We start from the raw sequence: 16,296 nt of genomic DNA, 5'->3' as shown, positions 1-16,296 counted from the left end.
AGCAAGCCAACGCACTTCCGCAGAATGCGGTGGCTTCTACGTTGCCTACACGACGTGGGCGTTTTTAGTAGCAGACCCTCTTATCGATGCGTCATTTTTGTTGGTCTTTTTGAACATCCTCTAAAAGGTCTGGACGAAGCTTAACAGCCTCTCTCTGAAAAGTATGCTCCACCTCTGTCTGCTGCTTATCTGTATTAACAACCATCATAATTCGAATACATTTAGGCAGACTGCCCGGAACAGCTATTTCCTGCATACACATTACAGGAACATATTTCCATCCGTTAATTTCACGTAATGCTTTTGCCGGAAATGCTGCATCCACATCTTTTGTTACCGAAATAAAAGCATGGGAAACGTCTTCCGGTTTAATATTATTCTTTTCAGCCATCTCCAGCACTAATGTTCTGGTATGCTCAATGATTTCACCAGCTTCATTATTTTCTACGGTTGTAGCACCTCGTACGCCTCTTGTCACAGCTTGTTCATCCTCTCTATATATGTTCTGATATAAGCCTCCACAGAGGAATCATCTAAGTTTTCGACAGTCGGCTCACCAACTTTATTTAATAATACCATTTGAATGTGGCCTGATACTGACTTTTTATCCGACTTCATACTTTTAATAAGCTTGGCAATACTCTCTTCTTCTATGTCGACAATAGGATATTTATTAACATTCATCCAATTGTACAGCTTATTAAAAGGAAGCTCCTCACCCTTCACATCTTCACTTACATGAAGCGCAAATAACATACCGTTTGCTACAGCTTCTCCATGCGTTACCTTTCCATAGCCGAGTGTAGCCTCTAATGCATGTCCCAGCGTATGGCCAAGATTTAAATATTTACGGACACCAGACTCTTTTTCATCCTCTTCCACAATATTTGCTTTTACTTTTATACCGGCCTCTAAGTGATTTTCTAATTGGTCAGAGGAGACCTGATTTAAAGAAAGAGCCAGCAATTCTTCTGACAAACGATTATCTGAAATAAGCCCTTCTTTTAAAATTTCAGCATAGCCGCTCCGGACTTCACGATAAGGTAAGGATTTCAGGGTTTCCGTATCATATAAAACAGCTGCCGGAGGATAAAAACAGCCAATTAAGTTTTTGCCTGATTCATGATTAATAGCTACTTTTCCCCCGACACTGCTGTCATGTGCCAAAATAGTTGTCGGCATTTGAATATAATCGATTCCCCGCATAAAGGTTGCTGCAACAAATCCTCCCAAATCGCCTATTACACCACCGCCTAAAGCAATGATGAGCGATTTACGATCTAAACCGCTCTCGATTGCCTTTGTTTGTAATTTATAATATTGCTCTATACTTTTAGATGCTTCTCCAGAAGGCACAATATAAGAATAGATATGCTGATCTCCAAGGCTTCCCGCGACATCCTGCAGGTATTTATTAGCTATCTCATCGTCTGTTATGATTAAGATAGAGCTGTACTTCTTGTTTAGCCACTTTTTTATATGAAACCTTAATCCAGCTTCCATCACAATGGGATAGTTACGCTGGCTGGACTGGATTGTCAGCTGTTTCATTTAGAAGCACCTGATTTCTTCTCTGTATTGGTCAATTGCCTGCTTCAATTGTGGGAAACGGTCACTTGAAAATTGTTCTGTAATGGCTTTTGCAACTTCAAAAGCGACAACATGCTCCATAACTACAGAAGCAGCAGGAACTGCACAAGCGTCAGATCTTTCTACGGTTGCTTTGAAAGGTTCTTTTGTTTCTATATCCACACTTTGTAACGGACGTTTCATCAAAGTAGGAATAGGTTTCATAACACCACGTACAACAATTGGCATTCCAGTCGTCATTCCGCCTTCAAAGCCGCCCAGGCGATTCGTTGTGCGGTAGTATCCATCCTCTTCATTCCAGGCAATTTCATCATGTACCTCACTGCCGTTTAAACGGGCAGCTTCAAATCCAATTCCAAATTCTACCCCTTTGAATGCGTTGATGCTGATTACACTTGCTGCAATCTTGCTGTCCAGCTTTCTATCATAATGGACGTACGAACCAATTCCTGCCGGCAGTCCTTCCACATAAACCTCACAGACACCTCCGATAGAATCACCAATGCTTTTTGCTTCATCAATTGCTTCAATCATTGGCTGCTCCACATTTGAATCTAATACCATTACAGGAGAATTCCCGGAAATTTCAGCACGTTCTTTCGCGGTTAAATCTGTTTTTTCTTCTGCACGGATACCGGCGATTTCTTTTACATACCCTGTCACATAAATCCCCAACTGTTCTAAAAGAGATTTAGCCACTGCACCTGCAGCTACTCTTGCACCGGTTTCCCTTGCTGAGGAACGTTCTAAAACATTCCGCATATCCCGATGACCGTATTTAAGGCCGCCATTTAAATCAGCATGTCCCGGGCGTGGTTTTGTGACCACTCTGCGCAGTTTGGCTCCTTCATCTAAAGGATCTGCACCCATAATATCGGTCCAGTGCTTAAAATCATCATTATGTATGACAAGAGAAACAGGAGATCCAAGTGTATATCCATGACGCACACCACTGGTAATATCTACTGTATCCTTTTCTATCTGCATTCTCTTCCCTCTGCCATGCCCGCCTTGTCTTCTGCGCAGGCTCTCATTAATATCCTCTGCTTTTAATTCCATCTGTGATGGCAGACCCTCAATAATTGTCGTTAATTGTTTTCCATGTGACTCTCCAGCTGTTAAGTAACGCACTACACATTCTCCTTTACCTTATGAAGCTATTAAAATTGAGTAAGTATAGCCTGCTGACATCAAAACTTTTTCACTAAAAATAACATGTCATATTTTTTTGATAATATCGAATATACTTTACTCATTTAAATAGTTGAAAGTTTTCTAATTACTATATCATATAATCATGCATTTCGGGTAGTGTAAATTTATTGTTTTCGATAAAAAAAGCTGTCTTCCAGATAAAAGCCATAGCGTTCTGCGTTAAATATCTGTTCTGTACTGCCGACAAACAAGCAGCCATCTTTAGCTAATGCCTTATTAAAATTTTGGAATATAGTATTCTTAGCTTCATCCGTAAAATAGATTAATACATTTCTGCAGACGATTAAATCGACATCCTTAGGATAAGAATCTTCTAATAAATTATGCCGTTCAAAACGAATATGCTTTCTTAAAGAGGGGCTGACCTGAAATATAGTGCCCTGCGATGTGAAATACTTCTTCTTTAAAGCAGCTGGTAATTCTTTCAAAGAGCGCTCCTGATAAATTCCTTGCTTTGCCGCCGTTAAGACTGCCTGATCAAAGTCTGTAGCACGAATCTGATAGTTTAAAGCCGGGAAGTACTCTTCTAACATCATAGCAAGACTATAAGGCTCTTCACCTGTTGAACACGCAGCACTCCATATAGATATCTTTCTTTTATTCTTTGTTAATTCAGGAATTATTTTTTTCTGTAAAACATCCCAGCGGTTAGGATTACGGTAAAATTCAGAAACATTAATCGTTAATTTTTCTGTGAATTCCTCCAGCAATGCAGAATCCTTCCGACAAGCTGCAAAATAATCTACATAGCTTGTAAATTTATGTTTATCTCTTAATGTTGTAATACGGCGTTTCATCTGTGCTTCTTTATATAAGCTTAAATTAAGCTTAAGCGATTGATGCACTTTTTGTTTCATCAAATCATAGTCGTCTCTCAATTGATTATCCTCCTCTGCTCCTACGCAAAAACCTCCGCTTTTAACGGAGGTTTTCGGCAGCGCTTTCACTTTAATAAATCCAAGCTTCAGTTTGCTTTTCGTAAGAATTTAATTCCTTCTCATCAAAAAAGAGCCCAATTTCTCTTGAAGCGCTTTCTAAAGAATCAGAACCGTGAATGATGTTTTTTCCGACATTAATACCATAGTCTCCCCGGATGGTGCCTGGAAGTGCTTCAGATGGATTTGTTTTTCCCATCATTGTACGGGCTGAGGCTACGACATTTTCACCTTCCCATACCATTGCAAATACTGGTCCGGAAGTAATGAAATCAACCAGCTCCCCAAAGAATGGGCGTTCCTTATGCTCACTATAGTGTGTTTCAGCTAAATCGGTAGATATTGTCATTAATTTAGCCCCGACTAATTTAAACCCCTTTTGCTCAAAACGTGCAACAATATCTCCAATTAAGTTACGCTGCACTCCATCTGGTTTCACCATTAAAAAAGTTGTCTCCATTAAAATCACCCTATTCCTATGTAATTATAATAAATGAAAAATGTAACCTCTAAAATAGTAACAAATTACCTGGTAAATAACAATATCTATTTTTGCTAGGAACGCCTTTTTCCGATAAATGTCGCAATATCCTGTAAGCTTTTCTTTGCTCTGGACTCCTGCAGGCCATCTAACGATTTTAATGCCTTTTGTAAATAAAGGTCGCTTACTGCATAGCTTCTCTTAATTGCATCAGTATTTTTTAAATCGGTAATCAGTTTTTGCATCGTTTTCGGTTCAATGTCCTGATTACTGTTTATCAGTGTCTTGAATTGTTCTCTTAATTCTTTATTCTCCATTGCATATAGAACAGGAAGTGTAATATTACCCTGTAATAAATCATTCCCTGCAGGTTTGCCAAGTTCTTTTGCAGTGGAAGTGAAATCAAGAATATCGTCTATAATTTGATAAGACATACCAACATTATAACCATAACGGTATAATTTATTAGCATCCTGATTACTTAGCCCGCCAACTAGTGCACCTAATTTACAGCTGCATGCAATCAATACAGCGGTCTTTCTTTTTATACGGCGAAGATAATCACGAAAGTTCTGGTTCCATTGATATTTAAATTCTATTTGTTCAATCTCTCCGACAGATACTTCTATGAGCGTTTTTGATAATAAAGTATGTATTCTTGGATCTTCTATTTTTGTTATCTCTTCCAGAGCCCTTGCAAGAATAAAATCTCCCGTATACATAGCAATTCGGTTTCCATATTGAGAAGCGGTTGTCGGTTTTCCGCGGCGGAGCTCTGCTTCATCAATCACATCATCGTGGACAAGAGTTGCCATATGAATAAGTTCTAATGTCACAGCTACTTTTTGTATCTTATCAAAATCATAATTGCCTAAATGACAAGAAAGCAAAACAAAAACAGGACGAATACGTTTCCCTCCTGCTTTCAATAATGCCGTAGAAGCGTCTCGAAGTACGGGATGTTCAGCATGAATGCTCTTCTGTAGTGTTTTTTCTATAGAGTCCATATCTTTCGTTAAAAAGCCATAAATCTTTGGTAGTTTCATGTAAGTCACCTTATTTTACTAGTAAATTCATTTTGTTTTTTAAGATTTATGTCCTATGTGCATGGCAGCGCCACCACCGGCATAAGTCTTAACATCAACAAACTTGAAGCCTGCATCAAAGAACATTTGCTTCAGCTGATCCTTATCTGGAAAATCTTTCGCAGATTCTTGTAACCAGGAATATTCCTGATAGCTTTTTGCTATAATTTTTCCTAATAATGGCATGATAAATTGAAAATAAAAATAATATAATTGCCTGTAGCCAATCAATGTAGGCTGTGACGTTTCCAGGCAAACAACCATCCCGCCCGGTTTTACAACACGATACATTTCTTTTAACACCGTCATATAATCAGGAACATTGCGTAAGCCGAATCCAATAGTTACATAATCAAATTGGTTGTCTTCAAAAGGAAGTTCCATCGCATTGCCATGTATCCATTCAATTTTATTTGACTGTTCCTGTTCTCCTTTTTCTTTCGCAATGGACAACATGTTTTCACTGAAATCAAGACCAATTACTTTCCCATCAGCACCTACTGCTTTTGCTAAGGAAATAGACCAGTCTCCTGTACCGCAACATACATCCAATGCGCTGTCTCCCGGTGAAACATGCATCCGTTTCATAACGTCATTACGCCATAGTGTATGCTGTTTAAACGAAATCACAGAATTCATCGAGTCGTAGTTTTCATATATTTTTTCAAATACATGATGGACGCGCTCTTCTTTTGATGAATAGCTCATAATTAATTACACTTCCTTTTAAAGTCTTGACGTTCTCATTTCATTTGTTTCCTGGGAATGAATAAATTGTTCCATGAACAAATTTGAACCGGATAAATCAGAAATAGCACTGTATACTGCTTTTTCATAGTTCCGGATTAATTTCCCGTCTATTAAAGGCATGGAAGTTGCTTTATTATTACGTGCTTCCCACTCTGTAAGTAATAAAGACTGTCCATAATTTGCTTCTTCTGTGTCTATTCGGCGATACATAAGCCAATTTTGAATAATCGATTCTAATTCAGGGTTATACAAATGATTTGCAACATGTACAAGCAAGGAAGCATTCAATTTCATTTTTATATTCAGCCATGTTTCAAGCGGTAATTGCTCCTCATAGTATAGAGTAACCTTCAGTTCATTTATTTCCCGAATGGCGTTCGCCAATATCTGTATAAACTGGATTTCTCCTGCTTCTGCAAGTAGTAAATAATACAATCCGCTGTAGTAATCTCCCGAAAGAACCTGAAGCTGTTTTTTCACCATTTCACTTTCTGTATCAGCCTTTTGCTTAATTGGAACAAAATCATGTGTATCCAGGGCAATTTGAACAAGCATTGTTGAAATAATATACTTTTCACGCTGTACAGGAGTTAACGAGCTATGCTGTTCAACGAGAAATAGTAATAATTTCCACTTTTCTTCATCGATAACTGGATAACGTATATGCTTATAAATGTATGAATCATACAATTTATTTTCCAGTATTTTTCTATAACCTTTATCTGTTGTCAAAAATGTAGTCAACACTATCACCCGGATCCTTTCAGCCTTTCCATTGCTCTAGTTATTATAGCACATTTTACATTTTATAAAAACGAAAGAATTCATTCTGCTACGGGCCTGTCCAAAAAAATATAAAAAACCTTATCTCAAGACAATTATATCTTTAGGGCCCAGAAACAGTATGCTTTGTAAGAGTGGATATTTCAAGCATTTTGGCAAGGTGATAAATGGAATAATCTTTAAGTATGTATTCAAAAAAGAGTTAATGGTTTTCAGCAGGAAGAGTCATCGCTGCCCCAGAAAAAACACTAGGATTTCCGTGGTCTGGAGATCAGTCTTCTTGATGTGAGAAGTTCTGCGCAGCAGAAATTCCTTTATATTCTTCTTCAGATACGGTATTATCTGAGAAACACATCAACGAAACAGCTTGCCGCTCATCATTTAGGTCTTTTTGAACGTCCTCTATAACAATGACTGTCAATCTATCAAAGAGAATAAATAACGGGACAGAGAACCATGGGTGGGGCTCCGCTTATTCACCCCAATATTTTCTCTTAAGATGAAACAATTTTTGATGAGGTATTAGTCACTCTATAAAGCACTCGGGGAAGAAAGTTTCGTTTTATTAATTTTCCATTTCTCCATGACTTGTCTGGATAAGTGCTTTGCCGCGAACTTTAATAGCAGAAGTATGTTCTGTAAATTGAGCAATCATAATTTCACCTTCATCCAGTTTTTCAGAGTGATGGAACTTTGTGTTACTCCCGCGAGTCAGTCCGATAACATGTACTCCATCTTCTAATGCTTTAATAACAAAATAATCTGCTTTGAAATTTTGATCGTTCATCAATTACCCCTCCTGTATATGTAAATCTCTATTTAAATTAAAATAAATATATTTTTATTCATAAATAAAGGAGAGGAGCACGTTCAAGAACGTGCTCCTCTCTTTTGTACACTCCGGATATGTAAAATATTATTTTACACTATCCTTAAGAGCTTTACCTGGTTTGAAAGCAGGAACTTTGCTTGCAGGAATTTCGATTTCTTCTCCTGTTTGTGGATTGCGTCCTTTACGTGCAGAACGTTCACGAACTTCAAAGTTACCAAAACCGATTAATTGTACTTTTTCACCATTTTTTAGTGAATCCATGACTGCTTCAAATACTGCATCCACAGCTTTTGTTGCGTCCTTTTTAGAAAGATCGCTTTTTTCAGCCACAGCATTTACTAAATCTGTTTTATTCATGACATTCACCTCCTCCCAGGATGTTCATTAGACAAATAGACTAGTTAGTGTGTCTATTCATGGTCTGTTTCATTAAAGTCACCCTAATATGTGATGACAAGGCTTATAATAAACGAGTTTGAGATAAAATTCAACAAAAACTATCGATTTTTCTAGAATTTATTGAGATTTTACATAAAATTTCCTTTTTCTTAAGAGAAATAGGCTAAACTCTTACTAAACAAGCATTGTCATCTTTCCATAAATCTATACGGTGTTTACAAGATTTTTTTGCCGTTCGCAGTAAAAAAATTTTTTAGTGCGAAGAAAGTATAAAAGAGCGGCTAAAGATAGACGCCATGATAATTTCTTAGAATGGGAAATCACAATGACCAAAAAATGCACCCTCTCCTCCAAGAAAATACTTTTCATGGAGGAGAAGGAAACACATATGTCAGGTTGGTGTTGCGACATGGTGTCACGAGCTTAACCAAATATCCTTTTTGAGACCGGGATGGGGCAGGGACTGCGATTACCCGCCCTGTCAAAAAACGTTGGAGTGGATATCTCTCAGGCAGTAACCTCATGTTTTTAATACCAGATGTTTTTCTTCACAAAAAAATAAGCAGCTATAGATTTAGCTGCTTAAAGTATAATGGCGATTAAACCGCCTGAACCTTCGTTGATGATTCTTTCTAATGTATCTTTTAATTTATATCTTGCGTTTTCCGGCATGAGAGAAATTTTGGCCTGAATTCCCTCTCTGACAATAGAGCTGAGCGATCTTCCGAAAATATCGGACTCCCAGATAGATAACGGGTCTTCTTCAAAATCCTGCATCAGATAGCGAACCAATTCTTCACTTTGCTTCTCTGTCCCAATAATTGGGGAGAATTCAGATTCTACTTCGACACGGATCATATGAATAGATGGTGCGACCGCTTTTAACCGGACACCAAACCTTGATCCCTGACGGATGATTTCCGGCTCATCCAGCTGCATGTCTTCCAAAGTTGGTGCTGCAATTCCATAGCCGGTTTGTTTTACCATTTGCAATGCTCCTGAAACCTGATCGTATTCTCTTTTGGCATAGGCAAAGTCCTGCATCAGCTCTAATAAATGATCCTTGCCCCGAATTTCTTCGCCTACAATTTCTTTTAACACATGATCATATAGTTGATCAGGTGCATGTAAATCAATTTCAGCGATGCCCTCGCCCATTTCCATCCCTGCTAAGTTCGCACCTTCAATATATTCAAAATCCCTGAAATGACCGACGATATGATCTACATCTCGCAAGCGTTTTATATCCTTAACAGTATCTTGAATTGCTTCTTGATAATTTTGACGAAGCCAATGATCTTCTTTTAAAACCATCACCCAGCTGGGCAGATTCACATTTACTTCGAGTACTGGAAACTCGAATAACGCTTCACGCAGCACGCTGTAAACATCATGCTCTGTCATTGTTTCTACACTCATCGCTAAAACAGGAATATCATGCTGCTCCGATAGTTCTTCCCGAAGCAAGGAAGTTCTTTGGCTATGCGGATCTGTTGAATTAATAACCATAATAAATGGCTTACCAACTTCTTTTAACTCTTCAATAACCCTTGTCTCTGCTTCAATGTAATCTTCTCTGCCTATTTCTCCGATCGTGCCGTCTGTGGTCACTACAACACCAATCGTGGAATGCTCCTGAATTACTTTACGGGTTCCGATTTCTGCCGCATCATGAAATGGGATAGGATCCTCATACCATGGCGTATGAATCATACGCGGGCCATTCTCATCCTCAAACCCTTTTGCACCTTCTACAGCATAGCCTACACAGTCAACGAGGCGGACATTCACCTCTAATCCATCCTCTACATTAACTTGAACAGCCTGATTAGGAACAAACTTCGGTTCTGTCGTCATAATGGTTTTGCCGGCAGCACTCTGTGGTAATTCATCATGCGCTCTGGCTCTTTCACTTTCACTTTCAATATTAGGAAGTACAACTAACTCCATGAATTTCTTAATAAAGGTGGACTTTCCTGTACGGACTGCTCCGACGATTCCAAGATATATGTCGCCATTTGTACGTTTCGATATATCCTTAAAAATATCTGTTTTTTCCAAAAGATCCCCTCCCGATCTCCGTACTTTGATATACATCACCCGTAATAGTTGGACACTAACAGTCTATGACGTTGTCCTATTAGTTTATGACTAAGTTTCACATATTTTTATCACACGTCCATCAGACTTAGATGAAGTAATGTAAAGTTTCATTTTCTAAAAGCCCCTAAAAAGTCAGAGGATTTATTTAGAAAAGTTGCACTTTAAAACAAACTTTATATCTCATGTATATGAGGAAGGCTTCTTTTTATTCTATTTTTGGATATAACTTTTTTAACTGCAAAAAATAAATATTTTAAGAGAACAAGAAATAGGGAGCGTTTTATTTACCAGCTCTCCGGTTTTATTGATTGCAGCTTGACGTGACTATTTTTTACAAATAGTTACCCACAAGCAAATAATCTTATAATTTCCTGAAAATAAAAAAACCACACAGCCTTATAATAAACTGTATGGCTTTTCTATTTACTCTTCTTCCATAAATACAGCTTGTCCGTCTTTTACCGTATATGGCTGTGAATATGCAGGTACAAACGGAGAGTTCTCTACTAAAAGATAGCGGATGTCATCTCCCTCTTTATAATTGTGATCATTCTCTTCCAACGCCTGATTCAGGTCATAAGAATAATCAATATATAAATTTCCGTTTAAATCCATAATAATCGGTAAATCAGCTTGAGAAAAGGGACTTTTCACAGTCGGCGCTTTCTCTAAGCCGAGCTTTTCATAATCGACTGTATATAGCTGATCTGTTATTTTTTCTCCATAAGCCGGATAAGTATGCTCTTGTCTGAAAACATCTAATCGGACATTAACACTCCGAATCTGCTCTGTCGTTTGCAAATCAATAAGCCGGACAAGCAGATCTTCTTCCGGATCAACAATTGTATACTGATATACGCCGCCCTGCTCAAAGGAATTTCCAGGTATTTCAGATAGATAACCTTTTTCCAGCATCTGTTTAAAATCGATCAAATACTTCTCAAAAATATGTGTATCACTGTCTTTTGTTTGAATCGGAACTAAGCCGCCTTCTTCTTCTCTGTAAGTCTCAACTGCCTGCTGCACAATAGCTAACTGTTCTTCATTTGGAATCTGGTTTTCTGACCGTTCACTTTGAGGATACATGCAGCCGCTTAAAAGTAGAAAAATGAAAGACATCGCAAATAAATATGTATATTTCATAATGAGACTCCTTTTCCTATCTTGTTGGTCCACTAAATGTAACGTATAAAATAATCAAAGCTCCGCTTATGAGACATAAATAAGCTAAAAATGTAATAATACCACTAAACCAGCCTCGCAGCTTCGTTCTGCTCCATACAATCAAGCCCATAGCTAAGATTAATAAAAACATCCCGACAAAGGATATATACATCATTAACATGGATATTGACAAAACCTTCACCCCTATTTCACTCAAAATACATTTCAACAGGTGTTATTATAACATAACTCATGATTTATGTGCCTTCTGATAACTGACGAAACGTTGAACATTGAAAACCGTTACCAGAGCGGCCATACATATGCTTTAAAGAGCTTTTTTTGTGTACATGTAAAAACCTATGGCAAAGGGGGCATCTTCACCATAGGTTGACTAAATAAAATCCTCAGCAACTCTATTCCTTGAATGCTGGTGCGATTTATCTTATGCATTATCTTGTAACTCTGTATCCTCAATTGCCTATAAAATGCTATTTTTTAAACATATTATTTAGAGTATTGACATCTCCAGGCATTTTATTTTTGATAATGGATTGTACAATTTTATCTTCTTTTTCCTTCGAAAGGGGTTTGTTAGCCATCTGCGCGAGCTGCTGTACGAGATTGCGAACGGTTTTTTCATCAGAAAAATTTGCATTTTTTACTGAATCAGCTACTTTATAGACTTCCTCAGGACGGATATTAGTGTTCTTTTGGATCTTATCAAACATACCTTTTTGAAAATTATTCACATCATTTCCTCCTTGCAGTTCATTCGTCACATTATATGCAAGAAGTGAATTTATGTGTTATTTATCCGAGTAACGCTCCTTTAAGACACCACTGATATCATCTATTTCCTGACGTTTATTCCGGTTCATTAATTCATCTACAACATCTTTTGGATCCTTATCTTCAAAAATTATTTGATAAATCCCTTGCGTAATCGGCATTTCGACACCTTGTTCTTTTGCAAATTGATGTGCTGCTTGAACTGTCCGGACACCTTCTACAACCATTCCCATTTCCTCTAAAACTTGATCCAAGTTGTTTCCTTTTCCTAACAGGTTTCCAGCTCTCCAGTTTCTGCTATGAACGCTTGTACAGGTAACAATTAAATCACCTACACCAGATAACCCAAGGAAACTTAAAGGATTTGCACCCAGCGAAGTGCCGAGACGGGCGATTTCTGCTAATCCACGTGTAATCAGTGCTGCCTTCGCATTATCTCCATAGCCGAGACCATCTGAGATACCGGCTCCCAAGGCAATGATGTTTTTTAGAGCTCCGCCTACTTCGATTCCCAGAATATCATCACTTGTATAAACGCGTAAATTTTCACTGTTAAATAAATCCTGGGCCTGGCGTGCTCTATCCAGGTTGACAGCTGATACAGCCACTGTGGTCGGGTGACGCAGTGCTACTTCTTCAGCATGACTCGGCCCGGATAACACAACAATATTCTCATAAGGGAAATCTGGCATCTCTTCAGACATCATTTCCGATACACGTTTTAACGTACCAGGCTCGATTCCTTTTGTAGCGTGAATAATCTGCGTACTTGAAGAGATATAATTTTTCAGCTGCTGACAAACCTCGCGAATTGCCTTTGTTGGCACAACGACAATAATTGCCTCAGCATCTTTAACAGCTTCTTCCATGTTATAAAATGCTGTAATGGTATCAGGAATTTCTACGTCCAGATATTTTTCATTTCGATGTGTTTGATTCATTTCATCTGCATGCTCTTTCCGATGTGCCCACAATCGCACTTTATGTCCATTATCAGCTAAAACAATTGCAAGTGCTGTTCCCCAGCTCCCTGCGCCAAGTACTGCAATTTTACTCATATCATATCTCCCCCTTATTGTCTTCGGCGTGCAAATAATTTTATTGGAGTTCCTGTAAAATCAAAAGCATCTCTAATTTTATTTTCTAAAAATCTTTCATAAGAGAAATGCATTAGTTCAGGATCATTTACAAAAACTACAAAACCAGGTGGTTTAACAGCTACCTGTGTAGCATATAACACTTTCAGTCTTCTTCCTTTAAGCGTTGGTGTCGGATTCATCGCGATAGCATCCATAATTACATCATTAAGGACATTTGTCTGGATACGCTTCGCATGACTTTCACTTGCTAATTGAACCATTGGGATTAACGTATGAAGCCGTTTTTTTGTTTTTGCGGACAAAAATACAATTGGTGCGTAATCTAAATATTGAAAATGTGCCCGAATTTTTGTTTCGAAATCTTTCATAGCTTTTTCATCGCTGTCAACTGTATCCCATTTATTCACAACGATAACGATTGCGCGCCCTGCTTCATGTGCATACCCGGCAATCTTCTTATCCTGCTCTCTGATGCCTGTTTCTGCATCAATCAATACTAAGACCACATCAGAGCGTTCAATTGCCCGTAATGCCCTCAAAACGCTATATTTCTCTGTACTTTCATAAACTTTACCGCGCTTACGCATACCAGCTGTATCAATAATTACAAAATCCTGATCATCTTTGCGTAATTTTGTATCAATAGCATCTCTTGTTGTGCCCTCTATTTCACTTACGATAACACGGTTTTCATTTAATAACGCATTTACCAGTGATGACTTTCCTACGTTTGGACGGCCTATTAAGCTGAAGTAAATTGTATCATCATCTTTTTCATCCTCTTCATTGCTCGGAAAATGATTTACAACCTCATCAAGCATATCCCCGAGCCCAAGACCATGTGTACCGGAAATAGGAAACGGCTGTCCAAAGCCTAGAGCATAAAATTCATAAATCATTTCATGCATATCCGGGTTGTCCATTTTATTAATGGCTAATACAACAGGTTTATTTGATTTGAATAAAAGCTTCGCAACCTCTTCATCAGCTGCTGTAATGCCTTCTCTGCCGTTAAGCATAAAAATAATGACATCTGCTTCATCAATAGCAATTTCGGCCTGCTGTCTCATTTGATTTAATAATGGCTCATCAACCATTTCAATACCGCCAGTATCTATTATGTTAAATGTTTGATTTAACCATTCGGCTTTAGAATAAATACGATCGCGGGTAACACCAGGTGTATCTTCCACAATGGAAATTCTTTCTCCAACTAATCGATTAAAGATAGTTGATTTACCAACATTTGGTCTCCCAACAATCGCTACTACAGATTTCCTCACGTAAGGAACATCCTCTCTTTTTCAAAATTCCTTCTAAATAGTGTGTGTTCAAAAAGTTCGATAAATAGGACCAGTCGGCTAAGGTCGCAACGTCCTGGGGTTGCGATTACTCACCCCATCGAAAAGAGTTGTTGCAACGCCGACACTAGCACGTCCTGTGCGTTGAAAGTTCAAGGCGGTGCCGATTTGAGGAACGGACATCCACAGGATGTGGTGACTTCTGTGTTGTCCACAGGACGTGGATGTTCTTAACAGAAGTTTTCCTCTATGCTTTAACATACGTGAGTACCGGAAAAGCAAACCAACGAAGAAATTCGCCGTATCATTTTTATTGGACTTTTTGAACATCCTCTAATATATCAGCAGGTTATACAATGCAGCATACTCTCTAACTGCATCTCAGTCTTTATTCTAGCAAAAGTAGGGAAGTTCCACAACGAAATTTATCACATTGTAACTGACTGGGACTAGGACTGCGATTACTAGCCCCACCGAAAATCATTGCGATTACTCGTCCCATCGAAGGGCTTTTGTAAGACTCCCGCTTCAAGAATAGAGAAAAATTGAAATTTCTAAGTAGGAGTCGGAGCACAGTAACAGCCAGTTTCAACAATCATTTTAAAAATCTTCTCATAGTTATTTTTGTAGTTAGTGTTTTACAATAATATAGACTTCGTCACTTAAGCGATGGGCGATACCATCCATAATTGCTTCCAGGTTCGTTGAAAATAATTGAAGCTCTTCATTCGACGTGCAGATAAAAATAGGAGCTCCTCCCCCGACTTGCTCTTCTTTTGTAGTTATAATAGCTAAAATTGCTTTTTCGACAATCATTTACTTTTTACCCCCTTTTAGAAATGTAGCTTCGGAAGGCATTTTAATTGCATTTTCTAATACAGGAACGGATCCGATTACTTTTTTTGCCAGTTCTGGATCGCGGACAAGCGGCAAAATAAAAACTCCCAGTCTGCCATCATCTAAATCACGTTTTATCAAAGGTGTTAATGCAGGTGTGCCTGAATCTTTATAAACACCTAATGTAGCAGAAGCATCATGTAAAATAGCCTGTTGCTGGCCCAGGTTACTTATCGTAGTGATAACATTTATGTTTTTTGGTTTTAGAATAAAACCCATTCCATACTTTAAAATTTCTTCCTGTCTCTCTTCTATCCCGATATTCATAATATAAATATTATCGACATACAGACCAGCTTCATCGAAGGAGATATCCGATTCCTCGATTTCGACAATGTCCCTTAATGCAGATCCGCTCATAAAGCTAAGCGCTGCAACAATTGTTAATACACCAACAACAGTAGAAGGAAACCATCCCCATGTAATGTAAGCAAGTGTTGTTAAAAAGGCTGCAAACATGACAAGGTAATTTCTTCCTTCAAAGGAAATGGCAATCCCTTCAATGTACGTGCTTCCTCTCGGTACCAATTCAAATTGATCAAGCTCCGTCAGCGTATTTCTTTCCATATTTCGTACGTCTCTAAATTGTGTTGCCGCTACTGTCAGGAAGGTTACTGCTGTAAATTCCATTTCCAGTAAAGCAGGAATAGCCAATGCTCCAAGTGATGCAGCAATAAACCCTAATGATAAGTGAATAATCCTGCCATGCAAATAAGTGGGATACTGTCTATAATCACTTCGTAATGTGATTAATCTGGCCAGTGTCCCTGCAACAACTCCAAATAAAATTGCCTGTAAGTAAGATTCAATTCCCATACAAACCACCTCTTTTTCTTAAGTGTTAGTATGGCTTTGTTTCAATGGATTAT

The 16,296-nt window shown here is 38.2% G+C and carries 18 protein-coding genes; all 18 read right to left on the bottom strand.

The window, feature by feature from the left end; translation table 11 throughout:
* Window positions 1-91 precede the first annotated feature (91 nt).
* On the bottom strand, window positions 92-478 hold the full coding sequence (gene aroH, locus MKY30_RS18285) for a chorismate mutase (RefSeq protein ID WP_147207783.1): 387 nt from the start codon (window positions 476-478) through the stop codon (window positions 92-94).
* Window positions 475-1,551 carry a 3-dehydroquinate synthase gene (gene aroB / locus MKY30_RS18280; RefSeq protein WP_147207784.1) on the bottom strand — a complete coding sequence of 359 codons (1,077 nt, stop codon included), beginning with the start codon at window positions 1,549-1,551 and terminating at the stop codon, window positions 475-477. Before aroB ends, aroH begins: the two co-directional genes overlap by 4 nt.
* Entirely contained in the window at window positions 1,552-2,721 is a 1,170-nt protein-coding gene (gene aroC, locus MKY30_RS18275; RefSeq protein WP_147207785.1) for a chorismate synthase, read from the bottom strand.
* Between the two features lie 188 nt (window positions 2,722-2,909).
* Window positions 2,910-3,683 (bottom strand): CheR family methyltransferase, encoded by a 774-nt coding sequence (locus MKY30_RS18270; RefSeq protein WP_281289804.1) that lies wholly within the window; start codon window positions 3,681-3,683, stop codon window positions 2,910-2,912.
* Between the two features lie 70 nt (window positions 3,684-3,753).
* Window positions 3,754-4,200 carry a nucleoside-diphosphate kinase gene (ndk, locus tag MKY30_RS18265; protein ID WP_147207786.1) on the bottom strand — a complete coding sequence of 149 codons (447 nt, stop codon included), beginning with the start codon at window positions 4,198-4,200 and terminating at the stop codon, window positions 3,754-3,756.
* Between the two features lie 95 nt (window positions 4,201-4,295).
* Window positions 4,296-5,267, bottom strand: coding sequence for a heptaprenyl diphosphate synthase component II (gene hepT / locus MKY30_RS18260; RefSeq protein ID WP_147207787.1), 972 nt, complete (start codon window positions 5,265-5,267; stop codon window positions 4,296-4,298).
* 39 nt (window positions 5,268-5,306) lie between these two features.
* Window positions 5,307-6,014 carry a demethylmenaquinone methyltransferase gene (menG, locus tag MKY30_RS18255; protein WP_147207788.1) on the bottom strand — a complete coding sequence of 236 codons (708 nt, stop codon included), beginning with the start codon at window positions 6,012-6,014 and terminating at the stop codon, window positions 5,307-5,309.
* An 18-nt stretch (window positions 6,015-6,032) separates the two neighbouring features.
* Window positions 6,033-6,803, bottom strand: coding sequence for a heptaprenyl diphosphate synthase component 1 (locus MKY30_RS18250; protein WP_339286206.1), 771 nt, complete (start codon window positions 6,801-6,803; stop codon window positions 6,033-6,035).
* 601 nt (window positions 6,804-7,404) lie between these two features.
* Complete coding sequence (gene mtrB, locus MKY30_RS18245) at window positions 7,405-7,626, bottom strand: trp RNA-binding attenuation protein MtrB (RefSeq protein ID WP_147207790.1); 222 nt, start codon at window positions 7,624-7,626, stop codon at window positions 7,405-7,407.
* A gap of 129 nt (window positions 7,627-7,755) precedes the next feature.
* Window positions 7,756-8,028, bottom strand: coding sequence for an HU family DNA-binding protein (locus tag MKY30_RS18240; protein ID WP_147207791.1), 273 nt, complete (start codon window positions 8,026-8,028; stop codon window positions 7,756-7,758).
* 624 nt (window positions 8,029-8,652) lie between these two features.
* A complete protein-coding gene (gene spoIVA, locus MKY30_RS18235) occupies window positions 8,653-10,131 on the bottom strand; it encodes a stage IV sporulation protein A (protein ID WP_147207792.1) in 1,479 nt (492 codons plus the stop codon).
* Between the two features lie 465 nt (window positions 10,132-10,596).
* The gene (locus MKY30_RS18230; RefSeq protein ID WP_339286202.1) at window positions 10,597-11,316 is read right to left on the bottom strand and encodes a hypothetical protein; all 720 of its coding nucleotides are present in this window, start codon (window positions 11,314-11,316) and stop codon (window positions 10,597-10,599) included.
* A gap of 16 nt (window positions 11,317-11,332) precedes the next feature.
* Window positions 11,333-11,539, bottom strand: a complete 207-nt coding sequence (locus MKY30_RS18225) for a DUF2768 domain-containing protein (RefSeq protein WP_379545319.1) — start codon at window positions 11,537-11,539, stop codon at window positions 11,333-11,335.
* 289 nt (window positions 11,540-11,828) lie between these two features.
* Window positions 11,829-12,089, bottom strand: coding sequence for a stage VI sporulation protein F (locus MKY30_RS18220; RefSeq protein WP_147207795.1), 261 nt, complete (start codon window positions 12,087-12,089; stop codon window positions 11,829-11,831).
* 57 nt (window positions 12,090-12,146) lie between these two features.
* Window positions 12,147-13,187 (bottom strand): NAD(P)H-dependent glycerol-3-phosphate dehydrogenase, encoded by a 1,041-nt coding sequence (locus MKY30_RS18215; protein WP_341085011.1) that lies wholly within the window; start codon window positions 13,185-13,187, stop codon window positions 12,147-12,149.
* A 14-nt stretch (window positions 13,188-13,201) separates the two neighbouring features.
* Window positions 13,202-14,512 (bottom strand): ribosome biogenesis GTPase Der, encoded by a 1,311-nt coding sequence (gene der / locus MKY30_RS18210; RefSeq protein WP_341085010.1) that lies wholly within the window; start codon window positions 14,510-14,512, stop codon window positions 13,202-13,204.
* 648 nt (window positions 14,513-15,160) lie between these two features.
* The gene (locus MKY30_RS18205; RefSeq protein WP_147207798.1) at window positions 15,161-15,346 is read right to left on the bottom strand and encodes a capping complex subunit for YIEGIA; all 186 of its coding nucleotides are present in this window, start codon (window positions 15,344-15,346) and stop codon (window positions 15,161-15,163) included.
* The gene (locus MKY30_RS18200; protein WP_147207799.1) at window positions 15,347-16,243 is read right to left on the bottom strand and encodes a YIEGIA family protein; all 897 of its coding nucleotides are present in this window, start codon (window positions 16,241-16,243) and stop codon (window positions 15,347-15,349) included.
* Window positions 16,244-16,296 lie beyond the last annotated feature (53 nt).

The sequence above is a fragment of the Oceanobacillus sp. FSL W8-0428 genome (genome assembly GCF_038004405.1).
Classification (GTDB): Bacteria; Bacillota; Bacilli; order Bacillales; family Amphibacillaceae; genus Oceanobacillus; species Oceanobacillus sojae.
Note: the sequence above shows the minus strand (reverse complement) of the source record. Positions and strands in the feature narration are given on the sequence as shown.

Coding starts and splice junctions, on each gene's coding strand:
- aroB (WP_147207784.1), bottom strand. CDS start 1,551: ATGAAACAGCTGACAATCCAGTCCAGCCAGCGTAACTATCCCATTGTG.
- ndk (WP_147207786.1), bottom strand. CDS start 4,200: ATGGAGACAACTTTTTTAATGGTGAAACCAGATGGAGTGCAGCGTAAC.
- hepT (WP_147207787.1), bottom strand. CDS start 5,267: ATGAAACTACCAAAGATTTATGGCTTTTTAACGAAAGATATGGACTCT.
- menG (WP_147207788.1), bottom strand. CDS start 6,014: ATGAGCTATTCATCAAAAGAAGAGCGCGTCCATCATGTATTTGAAAAA.
- mtrB (WP_147207790.1), bottom strand. CDS start 7,626: ATGAACGATCAAAATTTCAAAGCAGATTATTTTGTTATTAAAGCATTA.
- MKY30_RS18240 (WP_147207791.1), bottom strand. CDS start 8,028: ATGAATAAAACAGATTTAGTAAATGCTGTGGCTGAAAAAAGCGATCTT.
- MKY30_RS18230 (WP_339286202.1), bottom strand. CDS start 11,316: ATGAAATATACATATTTATTTGCGATGTCTTTCATTTTTCTACTTTTA.
- MKY30_RS18215 (WP_341085011.1), bottom strand. CDS start 13,187: ATGAGTAAAATTGCAGTACTTGGCGCAGGGAGCTGGGGAACAGCACTT.
- MKY30_RS18205 (WP_147207798.1), bottom strand. CDS start 15,346: ATGATTGTCGAAAAAGCAATTTTAGCTATTATAACTACAAAAGAAGAG.
- MKY30_RS18200 (WP_147207799.1), bottom strand. CDS start 16,243: ATGGGAATTGAATCTTACTTACAGGCAATTTTATTTGGAGTTGTTGCA.